Here is a 16,931-nt window from a genome sequence, read left to right on the forward strand (position 1 = left end):
CGTTTTATAAATTCGTATACGCTTTTCAACAATCCTGCCGTTATTAAAAATACAATCCTTGCTTTATTTTTAATAACTTTGCTTTATCAATTCTTTGACTACTTCTTTTAAATCTTCAGTTTCAAATTCAATTCCTTTATCTAGCAAGTCATTTTTTAGTTCCTTTAAAGGTTTATTTATATCAGTATCCTTTGGTAAGCTAGCCTTTTCTAAAATTATATTAGTATCTATGCTAAATTCAGTTGCTACATCTTTTATTGTCATATAACCTTTAATATTATCATCATTTAAGACACCATTTTCATTTAACACTTCAACATTTGAGGAAGAAGTCTTAAAAGTTCCTAAAGCTATGTTCGAGCCAACAACTATAACTAATATCACTAAAGGCATTGCTGCCATTTTATTTAAAGATAAAACTATACTACCTTTTTTCATTTCTAAAGTATTATCTACAGGGCACCTTGATATACATTCTCCACAGGAAATACATTCAGTTTTAGATGCTATCTCTTGTGAATGTACATTAAGTCCCATAGAACAATTTCTAGTACAAGCTCTACAATCAACACACTTAGAATCACTTCTTCTAACTTTAAAAATACTTAAAGGCGCAAGTAACGCTAAAGTAGCTCCTAAAGGACATAAATACCTGCACCAAGCTCTTTCAATGAACATTGAAGATAGAAATATAGCTATAAGTATAATAAAACCTATTAGAAATTCTTCAAATATTTCTGATCCACTACCTAGATGCATAAATACTGCCCAAGGATCATAAGGTCTTAAAATTAATTCGTGAGCTTTATAAGTTATAAATAATATCAAAAATAGCAGTATATACTTAACATATCTTAATATCTTATCAACTTTCCCATGAGGCTTAATTTGTTTTATTTTAAGTTTTTGGGCCAATTTATTTAGAAGAGTTTGAATTGTACCCAAAGGACATATATATCCACAAAACGCTCTTCCTATAACTATAGTAATTAGTAGTGTTGCATATAATCAGCTTATCCATAAGCTGCAATTATTTTTATCCTTTGAAGTTTCACTTCCTCATTTAACTTATTAATATCTTCAATTCTTACATAATCGTATAAATCCTCATTGTCTTAGCTTTTTATAAGCTCCTACTGCTCTAGCATGAGCAACAAATACATTATGAGTTGCATTAAAATAATTTTTAGGACCAATGTCAGCTCCAACTGGATGTGCACCATTTAAGTATCCTAAACCACAGAAAACTATTGTTTCATTACTACATTTGCACCTTCTAATTTTTTCTCCATTTGTGCTTCGGGAAAGCTTCTATCTGTGCATCTATTTCCTTCTCTTTAGCGGCCTTTTGCATTTTTCAAACTAACATACTAGTTGACATTCCTGCGTTGCAGAATAATAAAATTTTAACCATTAATAAGCTACTCCTTTCTTTTTATCAAAATGCAGGGTAATCTATTGTTGTTAATTCTAAAAAAGTTTACAAATTTAAGACTATACCCACTTATACAAATAAAATAAGCTCGGTATTTGCCGAGCTTTTCATTTTAAAACATATGATAAAATATAGTATATTTTTGACGTGATACTGTAACATTATGGGACTAAAATGAATAGAAGTACCAACTGGTTTGTAGTATAATACTATCTGTTGATCGAAATTTTAGGGAGGTAATTTCTTTGCATAATGAGACAAAAGCCTTACTTGCTGATTCCTTAATAGCTATGCTTAAAAAAAAGACCCTGGAAAAAATAACTGTAAAGGATCTTGTTAAGGATTGTGGGGTGACACGTCAGACTTTCTATAACCATTTTTATGACATATACGAGCTTGTTGAATGGATTTATCTACGTGAGACCGAAAAGGCACTTGCAGAAAATAAAGATTACGATACATGGCAGCAGGGTTTTTATCAGCTCCTGATTTCCATACGCAACAATAAGGTGCTTGTTCAAAACACCTGTCGCTCTACTAACGGTGATTCCTTAGAAAGATATATGTACACTGTAATTTTTGATCAGATCCTTGCAGTAGTGGAACGTCAGGCAGCTGAAATGACTGTTGAGCAGAAACACAAAGATTTTATTGCACATTTTTATAGTCTCGCTTTCATTGCCCTCATTTTTGAATGGGTACGGGATGGGATGAAGGAAAAACCCGAGGATATAGTAGATGAAACCGCTGTATTGATAAAAGGCGATTTTGAAAAGGCACTAAAAAAATATGCAAAATAATCAGATTTTTACATATTAGGGACAGTGTAAAAAAGATTTACACTGTCCCTAATATGTAAATTGTCTTAATAATCCTAGCGACTTATACTTTAGTTATAATCGTTGTCTTACAAGAAGCATTGTAAAGCAACGAAAGTAATTATACGAAAGGGGTCGTTATTATGAATATTTACAGAACCATGTACCATGCCCCTAAACCAGCGGGCATTGAGAAGAAAAAAGCATATATAGTGGGTGGAGGTATTGCTGGACTTGCTGCTGCAGCATTTTTGGTTGATGACGCTTATATGCCTGGAGAAAATATCACAATTTTTGAAAAACATTCGGACGTCGGTGGTTCAATGGACGGAACCAGAAACGAACATGGCTATCTTTGTCGTGGTGAGCGCGAACTAGAGCCATATATGGAGTGTCTTTGGTACCTATGTAGCAAAGTGCCCTCTCTTGAAAATCCAGGACGTACAGTACTAGACGATATCGTAGATTTTAATAAGGATGATGCAATTCATTCTGAAGCCCGTGTCATGGTTAATCAAGGCGAAATATACAGCCGTGTACACGATTACAAACTAGATCCTAAGGATCTTGCAACTATAACAAAGGTTATTGCTACACCAGAGTCTGAGCTAGAAGATCTCACCATTGAGGATTTCTTCGGCGAGTCTTTCTTTGAAAGTAGTTTTTGGATTTGTTTCCACAGTTGCTTGGCTTTTAAACGCTACCACAGCATAATTGAGGCTAGACGCTACTGGCAGAGATTCTCATTTGTCAACCGCCATGAATATTTGGAGGGCATCATCCATACAAAATACAACGAGCGCGATGCCATCATTCGTCCAATTGAAAACTGGCTTCGTGATAAGGGCGTAAAGGTTGTTTATGACTGCTCAGTTTATGACTTAGGGCTAGATGCTTCTTGTAATACAGTACAAGCTATCTACATGTGCCAGGATGGTGCTGAAAAATCCATCTATGTTGACAAGGATGATTTGGTGTTTGTAACTAACGGTTCTATGAGCGAAAACAGCGCCTTTGGTGACAACAAGACCGTTGCCGCAACAAATCGCGATACATCTAACATAGGTCTTTTCACTCTTTGGCAGAACCTTGCAAAGAAAGACGCTAAATTTGGACACCCTGAAAAGTTTATCAGCAACATTGACAAAACCAAGTGGGTATCTTTCTTCCCAACCGTTAAGGGCTACCCTCAATTCTTTGAAAAAATCGAAAAGATGTCTGGTAGCAAAGCAGGTACTGGCGGCTTGATGACATTCAAGGATTCAAATTGGGATATATCCTTTGAGATACATCACAAACCTTTCTATCCTAATCAGGCTGACGATGAGGATCTCGGCTGGGGTTATGGCTTGTATGGCGAGAACATTGGTAATTATATTAAAAAGCCAATGTGTGAATGTACCGGTGAAGAAATACTTACAGAACTCCTCTATCATCTAGGATTGCTAGACATGAAAGACGAACTTCTAGCTCATACTTATATGTCCACCGCTATGATGCCATATATCACTAGCCAATTTATGCCACGTAAGGTAAGTGACCGTCCAAAGAATGTACCTGACGGATGCACCAATTTGGCATTTATCGGTCAGTATGTAGAAGTGCCTGATGATGTTGTATTCACAGTTGAAACATCTGTCCGCACCGGACTTGAAGGTGTTTATAACCTTCTTAATTTAGACAAGGATATTATAGAGGTATATCCATCCCGTTACGATGTTCGCTACATCAGCGAGCGCATGAAGAAGTTTGCCGGAATAAAGGGCGATGTTAAGGAAGAAGATTTACCAAATATCAATCCACTTGAAATAGATGAGTTGAAGAAAAAAATAGTGCACAAGGTCAATAGCATACCACCTTATAATCACATGTACCTTGGCCGTGACCAAACCGTACCATTGAAGGACTCAGTTCTCAGCCCTGAAGCTCCTCAGAGTAAATAAACTTAAATCTCAATAGAAATTATGTCCCCATATATAAACTGTTTCCTGTTAAATAGACAAAGTAAAATACAAATGTATTAGAATAATTAACTTAAAAAACTTCACGTAAAGTTAATACATTTTATGAATTCACATCCTCAATTGGGTGGAAGAAAGATACCCAATTGAGGAATAAGATCTCTTATGTTGTATTTAATTCAATTTATTTTTTAAATTTCTGCTGAGCTTGTTCAGGTGTTTAAAATTTGCTCCCTTAATATTCATCTTTATCATTTCTTAGTAATCATATCAAGAAAGCTCTTCTTATTTATTTTGTTCTTAATATTGAAACTCTTTTATTATAAAATCTTAATCTATACGTTACTAATTTAATACTTTTTTAATACTTTCTTCTCGATTACTCACCTGCTAATCCTTGCTATTATATAACGCCTGGTGCATATGCTGTAGAAAACACATCATCACATATTGTTATATAAATATGAGTCTGTTGTTTTATAGTTTGAATTAAACATTGAATCCTCCTTGTGGAAAAGAGACATTTCCGTTACCATACTTTACTTAATGAAGACTTTGTCACATATGCACATTCTTTTATACTCATCTATAGCTTTTCCATATATTCTTTATATTCTTTCATTATCGTATAAATCTTCTGGCTCAGATATAACATGAAAATCATCAGTAAGTTTTCCATTTTCAATAAATGCATAAATATTATTTTCCTTAAAGCCATAAGTTAGTACACTATATTCATTCATACAATACGCTACTAAAATAATACCGCCAGGCTTCGTTACTCTTTTTGCCTCCTGTAACGCTTTTACTTTGTCCTCAAAAGCATATAGATGATACATCGGTCCAAACACTAAAGTCATGTCAAAAGTATTTTCTGAAGACCTTGATAGCTTTAATGCTGTTCCTTGAAATGCTTTTACTCTACTTTTTTTGACTTTAATACACCTAAATTATGCTTCACAAGTTCAATAGCAGTACCATCATATCCTTCATTTGCTAATTGTACAGAATATCTCCCAGTCCCAGCACCAATATCTAAGATTTTTTTATTTAAATCATTTCCCAAATACTCATGAATATACTTCATGGAAGTAATATATTCAACTTGTCCATGTCTTCTTGTTAACCTTTTATCTTCACAAAATTTATTGTAGTATTTTTCTAATTCTATTGTCATATATTTATCCCACCATCTATTATATATTATAAATACAAGAATAATTATTCTAATCTTTACAACGGGAAAAACCCTCGTCTAACCTAAAATTAGACGAGGGTTTCATTGGTGGAGGTGAGCCGCTAGGGCCTCCACCTTTAATTTGATGCATAACTCCAGCTATTGGAGTAAATATTAAAAAGAAAATTGCTATTACCCATTTCCATTTGTTTTTCATTATTAATAACCTCCTACACATTTTGTATAAGATTATATTAATAAAATAATATGATTAAAACTTGTGTTAATTGTGATAAGTTTGTGAAAAGGAAACCTCATGGCGACCTCGAGAAATGGATTTTCTATAAATATATATCCGAAAACTCAATATTTACTCTTTCAATATGGTTATTAAAGTTACCCTTTGTTTTTTTACTTAATTCTTCACATTGTTCCTGTAGTTTTTCTTCCTCAATAACTTTTGTAGGTAACTTAACAATAAATTCACTTCCGTGTCCATATTTACTTTTAACTGCTATTTCTCCTCCATGCATTTCTACAAAAGACTTAACTAGACATAGTCCTATTCCGCTTCCCTCATGATTTCTTACAAGTGATCTATCTACTTGGCCAAATCGTTCAAAAATCAAATCAATTTTATCATTCCGGATACCTATACCATTATCCTTTACAGAAATCTTAATGTGTTTTTTCTTAGCCTGCAGTGATACATTAATTTTCCCACTTTTTTCTGTAAACTTAACAGCATTAGAAAGCAAATTGAGAATGATTCTTTCAATCTTATCTGCGTCACATGCAACTATCTTTTCTTCTATATCTGTATCAAAGGTTATATCTATTCCTTTATCCTCTATATACTCCGCAGTAGACAATGTAATATCCTCGATAATTTTTACTACATCATGGTTTTGTAAATTTAAATTATAAAAATTTGTGTCCATTTTAGTGGTATCAATGAGATTGTTTACTAATCGTATAGTCCTACCGCAATTTTGCTTCATTATATCTAAATATCCTTTAACTTTACTTACGTTATTCAACAATTGGTTGTTTTCTATATACATATTTAAGAGTTGTATTGAACTATAAATTATATTTATAGGAGTTCTTAACTCATGAGATATATTCGCAAAAAACTCTGTTTTCAACTTATCGTATTCTAACGCTTCTTTTGCCTGCTTTATATTAGTTATATCCTGAATTTGACATATAAAATACAAAGGTTCTCCCTGTTTATTTCTTATTAATGAAACACTTAAAATACTCCATATAATGCGGCCATCCTTATGAAAATATCGTTTTTCCATATGATAGCAGTGTATCTTATTTTCTAATAGCTTATGAGCATTATCTATCTCTATATTTATATCTTCTGGATGAGTTACATCATGAACGGTTTTCCCAAGCAGCTCATCTTCAGAATAACCCATAATTTCACATATTGAGTTATTAACCTTTATGGCTTTACCTTTTAGATCTACTAAAGCCATACCCACAGCTGCATTTTCAAAAACACCTCTAAAAAGTTCCTCCCTTTCTCTAAAAGCATGTTCTAATTCTACTCTTTTTGTTACATCTCGAATTACAGTTAATAAATTCATGACATCATCACACATAAAAGAGACCCCTGCAATTTCAGCATACATTATAGTTCCATCATTTTTTATAAGTTTTTGTTCCATGTAAGGTACGCTAGTCTCATTACTAAGTAATGTTTCTATTCTCTCATTTACTATATCATTGTAATCAGGATGATTGTTTATTATGGAGTTTATAGACTTTCCTATGAGCTCTTTAGGATTATCCGTACCTGCTAGTTTAGCTCCAGCTTTATTTGCGTAATATAACTCCTCTCCCCTATGAATAAAAGTGCAAATCGGCGATAGGCCAATGACACTTTTAAATAAGTATTCGCTCTTGCGTAATTTAGTCTCTGTTTCTTCTAATCTCTTTTCTAATTCCTCAATACGCTTCTTTAAAAGGTTTACATTTTCATTTTCATACATCTTAACTACCCCTCCCACCCTCTAGTTAGAATAATATTCAAAATGAATTATGTTAATTATTATTTCTATGCATCTAGAAAAAACTCCTTCAATATGAAAGAAAATTTCGAATATTTTAGCTCTAAATTTACAAAATAAGCCATAGTTAATTTTCGTATAAAAAAAAGGCTCCTTAAGGAGCCTCCTTCTAAAGAGGTTACATTTTTTTCAGTCCAATATCATCATTTCTTCTATATCAGCTCCTGGAGGTACTATAGGTACAGCCATAGCATCCTTGTCTACAAGACAATCTACTACAACTGGTCCATCATATTCTATGGCCCTCCTTAGTGCATTTTCTACTTCTTCATTTGTATTTATGCTAATTCCTAGCGCACCGTAAGCTTCACTTATTTTAGCAAAGTTTACCCTTTTTTCAGACGTGGTTTCTGAAAACCTCTTTTTATAAAAAAGGTTTTGCCATTGTCTTACCATTCCTAAAACGCCATTATTAAGTACTATTATTTTAACCGGTATATTATATTCCACCACTGTAGCCAGTTCATTACAGTTCATTTTAAAACTTCCATCCCCTGCTATATCAAACACAGCTGTCTTTTTACCCATGCTGGCTCCTATAGCAGCACCAAAGCCATATCCCATAGTTCCAAGGCCGCCAGATGTTATAAAGGTTTTTGGTTTCTTATATATATACCCTTGAGTTGCCCATATTTGATTTTGTCCAACTTCTGTGGTTATAATAGCCTCTCCCTTTGTAAGCTCATATAGTTTTCTTATAAGATAAACAGGATTTACTGAATCCTTAGGATTTATCTTTAAAGTTTTTCTTTCATCCTTGTTTATTAAATTTAAAGCAAATTTTGTCCATTCAGTTTCTTTTCTTTCCTCTAGCCTATTATTTAATTTTGTAAGTATATCTGAGATATTCCCTATAATCCACGAATTAGCTTCGATGTTTTTACCCACTTCAGCTTCATCTATGTCTAAATGAATTACTTTTGTATCTTTTGCAAAGGTGTTTGCATTACTTATAACTCTATCACTAAATCTAGCTCCAACAGCTATTATAAGATCACTTTCACAAATACATTTATTAGATGCCAAAGTTCCATGCATTCCAACCATTCCAGTAAACATAGGATGTGTTCCATCGAAGGATCCAAGTCCCATCATTGTAGAGCAAACAGGACATTTTAACTTATTTTGAAATTCTTGAAGCTCTTCTTGAGCATCCGAAATATTACATCCTCCTCCTACTATAATAACGGGCTTCTTACTTTTATTTATTATTTCTACTGCATTTTCTACTTCATCTTCATTAATGGATTTATTATTGACATGATCTACTAGTTCTAAAGGCGTATATTCACACATTGCTGCAGTTATATCTTTAGGTATATCTACTAAAACCGGTCCTGGTCTTCCATGTTTTGCAATGGAAAAGGCCTTTCTCATTACAGGTGCTAAGTCCTCTACATTTTTAACAATAAAATTGTGTTTAGTTATAGGCATTGTAATATCTAGTATATCAACTTCCTGAAAGGAGTCTTTTCCAATTAAGCTTGTAGGAACCTGCCCTGTTATTGCCACCATAGGAACAGAGTCCATATACGCATTAGCAATTCCTGTTACAAGATTTGTAGCTCCAGGACCTGACGTAGCAATACATACCCCTACCTTTCCCGTAGCTCTTGCATAGCCATCTGCAGCATGCGCAGATCCCTGCTCATGGGCTGTACGTATATGGGTTATACCCTCAAAAGAATATAACTCATCATATATATTCAGCACCGCTCCTCCTGGATAGCCAAAAATAGTATCGACTCCTTGTTCTTTTAAGCATTCAAGTATAATCCTGGCACCTGTATACTCCAAATTAATCACTCCTTTACATCTTCAAAAACCGCTCCTTTGCAGGCTGAGGATACTAATTTTCTATAGATTTTCAAGTATCCTTCTACAGACTTCATCTTCCCTTGAGGTTTTCTCTTTTGTAACTCTTTCTCATCTACTAATAGATTTAATTTCTTATTTTCTATATCTATTTCAATAAGATCTCCTTCTTTAACCAACGCTATTGGCCCGCCTTCTGCAGCTTCAGGTGAAACATGTCCTATAGCTGCTCCTCTTGTTGCTCCTGAGAATCTTCCATCTGTTATAAGGGCTACAGTTTTATCATATCCCATGCCTGCTAAAAGAGCTGTAGGAGATAACATCTCTCTCATTCCAGGACCGCCCTTAGGACCTTCGTATCTTATTACTACTACATCCCCGTGGTTTATCTTTTCACCCATTATCGCTTCTGCTACTTCTTCTTCACTGTCGAATACTCTAGCTTTTCCTATATGCTTCATCATTTCAGGTGCCATAGCAGATTTTTTTACAACAGCTCCATCTGGCGCCAAGCTCCCCTTAAGTACCACAAGTCCCCCAGTGTTGCTGTATGGGCTATCAATATCTCTTATAACTTCACTATTTTTAACTTTTGCATTTTTTACATTTTCATAAATGCTCCCTGTGGTTACAGTTAAACAATCCTTATTGATAAGATCTTTACTAGCTAGTAAATTGATTACCGCTGGCACTCCTCCTGCCATATGCAAATCCTCTATATGATGATGCCCCGCTGGACTAAGTCTGCATAGGTTTGGAGTTTTATTACTTATTTCATTAACTTTATCAAAATTTATTTCTACTGATACTTCTTTTGCTATTGCTGGCAGGTGAAGCAGTGAATTAGTAGAGCATCCTAATGCCATATCTACAGTTACTGCATTCATAAATGCATCCTTTGTTAAAATTTCGGATGGCTTAATGCCTTTTTTAACAAGTTCAACAATTTTCATTCCAGTCTTCTTTGCAAGTCTTAATCTTTCTGCAAAAACTGCTGGTATGGTTCCATTGTATGGAAGTGCCATTCCTAAAACCTCTGATAAGCAATTCATAGAATTTGCTGTAAACATTCCAGAGCAGGAACCGCAGCCAGGGCATGCAGTATCCTCCATTTCCAGTAATTCTTCTTCAGTCATTTTTCCAGCTTTAACTGATCCTACTGCTTCAAACATGGCACTTAGATCAGTTGTCCTTCCATTGGTCTTTCCAGCAAGCATAGGTCCACCGCTTACAAGTATTGAAGGTATGTTAACTCTTGCTGCTGCCATAATCATTCCTGGAACCACCTTATCACAGTTAGGAAGTAAAACTAATCCATCAAAAGAATGAGCATTTGCGACAATTTCAACACTATCAGCAATTATTTGTCTAGAAGGAAGGGAATAGCTCATTCCCTTATGATTCATAGCTATTCCATCACATACAGCTATAGTGCTAAATTCCACAGGTACTCCCCCTGCAAGTCTTATTCCATCTTTAACAGCTTGAGCAATCTTATCTAAATTCATATGCCCTGGCACTATTTCACTATAGGAATTTGCAATACCTATAAGTGGTCTATCCATCTCTTCATCTATAAACCCCAGCGCTTTAAAAAGAGAACGATGAGGTGCCTTTTCTAAGCCTTTTCTACAAGCATCTGATTTCATGCAAATCCCTCCTTAGATTTCTGATAAAACAAGTTCTCCCATTTCCTTTGTTCCAACCTTTGTCATACCTTCTGTCCATATATCTGAAGTTCTATAACCTTTTGCTAAAACATTTTTAACTGCATTTTGTATATCCTTTGCCGCTTCTGTCATATTAAATGAATAATCAAGCATCATAGCTGCTGAAAGTATTTGCGCTAATGGGTTTGCTATATTTTGTCCTGCTATATCTGGTGCAGAACCATGAATAGGTTCATACATTCCGTAGCTGCCTTCCCCAACACTTGATGATGCAAGCATTCCTATGGAACCTGTAAGCATGGAAGCTTCGTCGGATAATATATCTCCAAAGATGTTATTTGTAAGCATTACATCAAACTGTGAAGGATTACGCACAAGCTGCATAGCTGCATTATCTACATACATATGCTCTAATTCAACTTCTGGATATTCTTTTGAAACCTCTATTACAACTTTTCTCCAAAGTCTTGAAGCATCTAAAATATTTGCCTTATCTATAGAAGTAACTTTCTTTCTTCTTTTCATAGCTGATTTAAAAGCTACATGAGCAATTCTTTTTATTTCATCTACATTATAGCTTTCTGTATCATAAGCTGTTTCCACTCCATCTTCAACTACTGTATCTCTCTTGCCAAAGTAAATTCCACCTATTAATTCTCTTACGACTAAAAGATCAATACCCTTTTCTACTAGTGCATTTTTAAGAGGAGATGCTGATTTTAGTTCTTCAAAAACCTTTGCTGGTCTCAAATTTGCATAAAGTCCTAGCCCTGATCTTAATCCTAAAAGAGCTTTTTCAGGTCTTTGATCTCCTGGAAGATGATCCCACTGCGGTCCCCCAACTGCTCCTAAAAATAATGCATCACATTCTTTGGCTTTTAGCAAAGTTTCCTTTGGAAGAGCTTCTCCATAAGCATCTATGGCACATCCTCCTGCTTTCAAATCCACATAATTAAATTTCGTATTGTACTTTTCTGATATTTTATCTAAAACCTTTAAAGCCTCTTTTGTTATTTCAACGCCTATACCATCTCCTGGTATAACTGCTATTTTAAATTCTTTCATGTTTGTCCCTCCCTAAATTAAAATAATCCTTTATTTACGCAGTTTGCTAATCCATCATTTTTCATTATATTTAACATAAACTCAGGAAAGGCCTGTGCCTGATATTCCTTATCTAATGTAATATTTTTTATTATTCCTTTTTCAAAATCCACTTCTAACTCATGACCATTTTCTGCAGCATTTACTGCTTCTTCACATTCAAGTATCGGGAAACCTATATTTACTGAGTTTCTATAAAATATTCTTGCGAAACTTTTTGCTATTACACAGGAAACCCCAGCTGCTTTTATACATATTGGAGCATGTTCTCTTGAAGATCCGCATCCAAAATTTTTACCTGCAACTACAATGTCTCCTTTGTTTAACTTTTTCAAAAAGTCTTTATCCAAATCTTCCATACAATATTTTGCTAATTCCTCTGGAACAGATGTATTTAAATATCTAGCGGGTATTATAACGTCAGTATCTATATTATCTCCGTATTTTAAAACTTTACCTAATGCTTGCATCTATATTCCCTCCTCTGGTGATACGATTTTTCCTGCTATGGCAGATGCTGCAGCTACTGCTGGGCTTGCTAAATACACTTCACTTTCTGGATGTCCCATTCTTCCAACAAAGTTTCTATTTGTAGTAGCTATAGCTCTTTCTCCTGCTGCTAAAATCCCCATATGCCCTCCAAGACAAGGGCCACAAGTTGGCGTACTAAATACTCCACCTGCCTCTACAAATATCTTAGCTAATCCTTCTTCTAAGCACTGCAAATATATATTTTGCGTTCCTGGGAATACTATAAGTCTAATTCCTTTTTTAACTTTCTTGCCTTTTAATATGGAAGCTGCAACTCTTAAATCTTCCATTCTTCCATTAGTACAAGAACCAATTACTACTTGATCGACTTTCACTTCTCCAACTTCATCTATAGTTTTAGTGTTTTCAGGCAGATGAGGGAAAGCTACTGTAGGTTTTATAGAACCTAAATCTATTTCATAAACTTCGCTATACTCTGCATCTTCATCAGCTTCAAATATAGTTGGCTTTCTATCTGTACGTCCATTTATGTATTCTAAAGTCTTTTCATCTACAGGGAATATTCCATTTTTAGCACCAGCTTCTATAGCCATATTAGCTATGGTAAATCTGCCGTCCATTGAAAGCTCTGATACCCCTTCTCCTGTAAATTCCATTGATTTGTAAAGTGCACCATCTACTCCAATCATACCTATGATATGAAGTATTACATCTTTACCAGATACCCATTTAGAAAGCTTACCTTTTAAAACAAATTTTATAGCCTCTGGAACCTTAAACCAAGCTTTACCCGTTGCCATTCCTACAGCCATGTCAGTACTTCCTACCCCTGTTGAAAAAGCTCCCAGCGCTCCATAGGTACAAGTATGAGAATCTGCTCCAATTACCACATCACCTGGAATTACTAATCCTTTTTCTGGTATTAGCGCATGTTCTATCCCCATTTCCCCTATTTCAAAATAATTTGTTATCTCTTTTGTACAGGCAAATTCTCTAATAAACTTACAGTGCTCTGCTGATTTTATGTCCTTATTAGGCGTAAAGTGGTCAGGCACTATTGCTATCTTATCTTTATCAAAAACTTTATCAACATTCATACTGTTAAAAGCTTTAACAGCAACTGGTGTTGTTACGTCATTTCCTAAAACTAAATCTAAATTTGCTGTTATTAACTGTCCTGGTTGTACATAATCTAAACCTGCATGAGCTGCAAGTATTTTTTGTGTCATGGTCATAGGTTTTTTCATAATATGTCATCTCCCTTTTACTGAATTAATTTATATTCAACAGAATCTGTTAGTGCTTTAAAACTAGCTTCTATTATGTCGTTTGAAACTCCAACTGTGCTCCATATTGAGCTTCCATCTGTAGATGTAATTATTACCCTTACTTTTGCATCTGTAGCCTTATCTCCATCTATGACTCTAACTTTATAATCAGTTAAATACATATTTGATATAGATTTGTAAAAGACTGTTAGCGCTTTTCTAAGTGCTTTATCTAGTGCATTTACTGGACCATTTCCCTCTGCAGCTGTGATTTCCATTACTCCATTTACCATTATCTTCATGGTTGCTAAAGCATTGGAAACTCCTGTATCTGATTCTCCCATCATTACTTTATATTCAACAAGTTGAAAGGATGGCTTAAATAGTCCTAATTCTTTTCTAACTAAGAGTTCAAAACTACCTTCAGCCCCTTCAAATTGATATCCTTCGTATTCTAAATCCTTCAACTTTTTCAGTATTCCCTTGGTTTCTTCTGAATCTTTTGTTATATTTGGATTTAAAGAATTTATAAAAGACATTATAGTACTTCTGCCAGAAACCTCAGACATGAGAATTTTTCTTTCGTTACCAACCAAATCCGGTGATATGTGTTCAAAGGATGTGGGATTTTTATAAACAGCATCTATGTGCATACCGCCCTTATGAGCAAAGGCACAACTTCCAACATAGGGCTCCAATTTATTTGGAGTAACATTGCTTACCTCGCTAATATATCTATACGTAGATATAAGCTTTTCTAAATTTTCATCCTCTATTGCTTCATATTTCATCTTTAAATTTAGGTTTGCTATAATTGTACTTAAATTTGCATTACCGCATCTTTCACCAACACCCGTAAAAGTGCCCTGAACCTGAGCTACTCCACACTGGACAGCTATTAAAGAATTAGCTACAGCAGTGCCTAAATCATTGTGACAGTGTATGCCTAAGTTATTAAACTTTAAGTCTTTTACAACATAATTTAATATTTTTTCAACTTCCATAGGCAGTGTGCCACCATTTGTGTCACAAAGTACAATCCAGTCTGCTCCCGCTTCTTTAGCTGCATTTATAACATTTAGAGCGTATTCAGCATCATTTTTATAGCCATCAAAGAAATGCTCTGCATCAAATACAACTTCTTTATTTAAAGCCTTTAAATACTCTATGGTATCCTTTATCATTGACAAATTTTCATCTAAGGTAGTCTTGATTATTTCTTCCACATGAAAACTCCAAGCCTTTCCAAATACAGCTAAAACCTCAGCATCGGATTTTACAAGACTACTTAATTCTTTGTCTTCTTCTACCTTTATATTAGGTCTTCTGGTACTTCCAAAGGCACATATTTTAGAGGTTTTTAAATTTAGTTTTTTTACTTCCTTAAAGAATTCTAAATCCTTAGGATTTGATGATGGGTTTCCTGCTTCAATGTAGCTCACTCCTAGATTATCTAACTTTTCTACAATTTTGAGTTTATCAGTAACGCTAAATGAAATTCCTTCTGCCTGAGCCCCATCCCTTAATGTACTATCATAAATGTGTACCCTTTTATTCATACCTATCACCTAACTCTCATCAATCATCTTATTTATTGCATTTATATACGAACGAATACTTGCCTCCATAACATCTTCCGAAATATCCTTACCTACAAAAATATGTCCTTTTTCATCTTCTATTTTTACTGTTACCTCTCCTAATGCATCCTTTCCATCAGTTACAGATGCTATAGAATAGTCCTTAAGGTTTATATTCATACCTATAGTTCTTTCTACAGCCTTAAACGCTGCATCTACAGAGCCATCTCCCACTGCAACCTCAGTAAATAATTCTTCACCTTTTAATATTTCTACTGCTGCTGTACAAACTATATTGTTTCCAGTGTTTATTTGGAAGGATTTAAGCTTATAGGTTTCATTGAAGTATTTTTTAGCATGTACAATTGCTTCTATATCCTTAGAAGTTATGGTTTTTTTCTTATCTGTTAACTCTTTAAATTTTTCAAAGGCATGTTCTAATTCTTCCTTATCAAGATCAATATTCATATCCTTTAAGTAATTATCAAAGGCATGCTTTCCTGAATGTTTACCAAGTACAATACCTGAATTATTATTTATTCCAACTGATTCTGGAGTAATAATTTCATAGGTACTCTTTTCTTTAAGAACTCCATCTTGATGTATACCTGATTCATGAGCAAAAGCATTACCTCCAACAATGGACTTATTAAGCTGTACGTTAACTCCTGTTAAGGAACTTACAAGCTTGCTCGTTCTATAAATTTGCTTAGTATTTATATTAGTAAATGCACCTAAAGAATTTTTTTTAACGTCTATAGCCATAGCTATTTCTTCTAAGGCTGCATTTCCAGCTCTTTCTCCTAAACCATTAATAGCACATTCTACTTGTGTTGCTCCTGCCATAACTCCTGATAAACTATTTGCCACTGCTAGGCCTAAGTCATCATGACAATGGACACTTACGTCTACAGCTTCTATACCCTTAGTATTTTTCATTATATATTCAATAAATTTATAGTAATCTGAAGGCAATGCATATCCCACTGTATCCGGTATATTGATCACTGTTGCCCCAGCCTTAATAACTTTTTCAAAAATTTCACATAAAAACTCTGGATCGCTTCTATAAGCATCCTCAGCTGAAAATTCTATATCTTCACACAAGCTTTTAGCATAGGAGACCATTTCCACAGCTCTTTTTAAAACTTCTTCCTTTGTCATTTGAAGCTTATGCTTCATATGAATATCGGATGTGGCAATAAATGTATGAATTCTAGGCTTTGCCGCTTCCTTTACAGCTTCCCATGCGCAATCTATATCACCCTTAGTAGCCCTACATAACGCTGCCACAGTTGATTTTTTAATTTCCTTTGCAATGGCTTTTACTGCCTCAAAGTCCCCTTTAGATGAAAATGGGAAGCCTGCTTCAATGATATCCACATTCAAGGCTTCCAATTGTCTTGCAATCATTACCTTTTCTTTTACATTAAGATTTACTCCAGGAGTTTGCTCTCCATCTCTTAATGTAGTATCAAATATTTTTATTCGTCTATCCAAATTGTCTCCTCCCCTCTAAGCCTAAAT

The 16,931-nt window shown here is 34.5% G+C and carries 13 protein-coding genes and 2 pseudogenes; 2 read left to right on the top strand and 13 right to left on the bottom strand.

Annotated features, from left to right (window positions below):
* Window positions 1-69: 69 nt before the first annotated feature.
* The 3 genes and pseudogenes from JOC70_RS15480 to JOC70_RS19625 all read right to left on the bottom strand — a co-directional run bounded on the left by JOC70_RS15480 (window position 70) and on the right by JOC70_RS19625 (window position 1,281).
* Entirely contained in the window at window positions 70-990 is a 921-nt protein-coding gene (locus tag JOC70_RS15480; RefSeq protein ID WP_423880685.1) for a 4Fe-4S binding protein, read from the bottom strand.
* Between the two features lie 26 nt (window positions 991-1,016).
* Window positions 1,017-1,109: pseudogene (locus JOC70_RS19250) on the bottom strand (SAM-dependent methyltransferase); the annotation flags it as partial.
* Window positions 1,108-1,281 carry a family 1 glycosylhydrolase gene (locus JOC70_RS19625; RefSeq protein ID WP_204599937.1) on the bottom strand — a complete coding sequence of 58 codons (174 nt, stop codon included), beginning with the start codon at window positions 1,279-1,281 and terminating at the stop codon, window positions 1,108-1,110. The gene JOC70_RS19625 and the pseudogene JOC70_RS19250, both read right to left, overlap by 2 nt.
* Before the next feature lie 399 nt (window positions 1,282-1,680).
* On the opposite strand from JOC70_RS19625, the gene JOC70_RS15490 reads away from it, so the two are divergent.
* Together JOC70_RS15490 and JOC70_RS15495 are read left to right on the top strand one after the other, a co-directional pair.
* The gene (locus tag JOC70_RS15490; protein WP_204599808.1) at window positions 1,681-2,235 is read left to right on the top strand and encodes a TetR/AcrR family transcriptional regulator; all 555 of its coding nucleotides are present in this window, start codon (window positions 1,681-1,683) and stop codon (window positions 2,233-2,235) included.
* 161 nt (window positions 2,236-2,396) lie between these two features.
* A complete protein-coding gene (locus JOC70_RS15495; protein WP_204599809.1) occupies window positions 2,397-4,196 on the top strand; it encodes an oleate hydratase in 1,800 nt (599 codons plus the stop codon).
* Between the two features lie 629 nt (window positions 4,197-4,825).
* Here the strand turns inward: JOC70_RS15495 and JOC70_RS15500 are convergent.
* From JOC70_RS15500 to JOC70_RS15545, 10 genes and pseudogenes are all read right to left on the bottom strand, one after another.
* Window positions 4,826-5,391, bottom strand: a pseudogene (locus tag JOC70_RS15500) (class I SAM-dependent methyltransferase); the annotation flags it as partial.
* Window positions 5,392-5,440: 49 nt separating this feature from the next.
* Window positions 5,441-5,608, bottom strand: a complete 168-nt coding sequence (locus JOC70_RS15505) for a hypothetical protein (RefSeq protein WP_204599810.1) — start codon at window positions 5,606-5,608, stop codon at window positions 5,441-5,443.
* 124 nt (window positions 5,609-5,732) lie between these two features.
* A complete protein-coding gene (locus JOC70_RS15510; protein ID WP_204599811.1) occupies window positions 5,733-7,397 on the bottom strand; it encodes a sensor histidine kinase in 1,665 nt (554 codons plus the stop codon).
* A 207-nt stretch (window positions 7,398-7,604) separates the two neighbouring features.
* Window positions 7,605-9,272 (bottom strand): biosynthetic-type acetolactate synthase large subunit, encoded by a 1,668-nt coding sequence (gene ilvB / locus JOC70_RS15515; RefSeq protein ID WP_204599812.1) that lies wholly within the window; start codon window positions 9,270-9,272, stop codon window positions 7,605-7,607.
* A gap of 5 nt (window positions 9,273-9,277) precedes the next feature.
* A complete protein-coding gene (gene ilvD / locus JOC70_RS15520; RefSeq protein WP_204599813.1) occupies window positions 9,278-10,939 on the bottom strand; it encodes a dihydroxy-acid dehydratase in 1,662 nt (553 codons plus the stop codon).
* Between the two features lie 12 nt (window positions 10,940-10,951).
* The gene (gene leuB / locus JOC70_RS15525; RefSeq protein ID WP_204599814.1) at window positions 10,952-12,025 is read right to left on the bottom strand and encodes a 3-isopropylmalate dehydrogenase; all 1,074 of its coding nucleotides are present in this window, start codon (window positions 12,023-12,025) and stop codon (window positions 10,952-10,954) included.
* Window positions 12,026-12,042: 17 nt separating this feature from the next.
* Window positions 12,043-12,534: a 3-isopropylmalate dehydratase small subunit gene (gene leuD, locus JOC70_RS15530; protein ID WP_204599815.1), complete on the bottom strand. Its 492-nt coding sequence runs from the start codon at window positions 12,532-12,534 to the stop codon at window positions 12,043-12,045.
* Window positions 12,535-13,803, bottom strand: a complete 1,269-nt coding sequence (gene leuC, locus JOC70_RS15535) for a 3-isopropylmalate dehydratase large subunit (protein WP_204599816.1) — start codon at window positions 13,801-13,803, stop codon at window positions 12,535-12,537.
* 17 nt (window positions 13,804-13,820) lie between these two features.
* On the bottom strand, window positions 13,821-15,383 hold the full coding sequence (gene cimA, locus JOC70_RS15540) for a citramalate synthase (RefSeq protein WP_204599817.1): 1,563 nt from the start codon (window positions 15,381-15,383) through the stop codon (window positions 13,821-13,823).
* A gap of 9 nt (window positions 15,384-15,392) precedes the next feature.
* On the bottom strand, window positions 15,393-16,904 hold the full coding sequence (locus JOC70_RS15545) for a 2-isopropylmalate synthase (RefSeq protein WP_204599818.1): 1,512 nt from the start codon (window positions 16,902-16,904) through the stop codon (window positions 15,393-15,395).
* Between the last annotated feature and the right edge of the window lie 27 nt (window positions 16,905-16,931).

This window comes from Clostridium pascui (genome assembly GCF_016908015.1).
GTDB lineage: Bacteria > Bacillota > Clostridia > Clostridiales > Clostridiaceae > Clostridium_AK > Clostridium_AK pascui.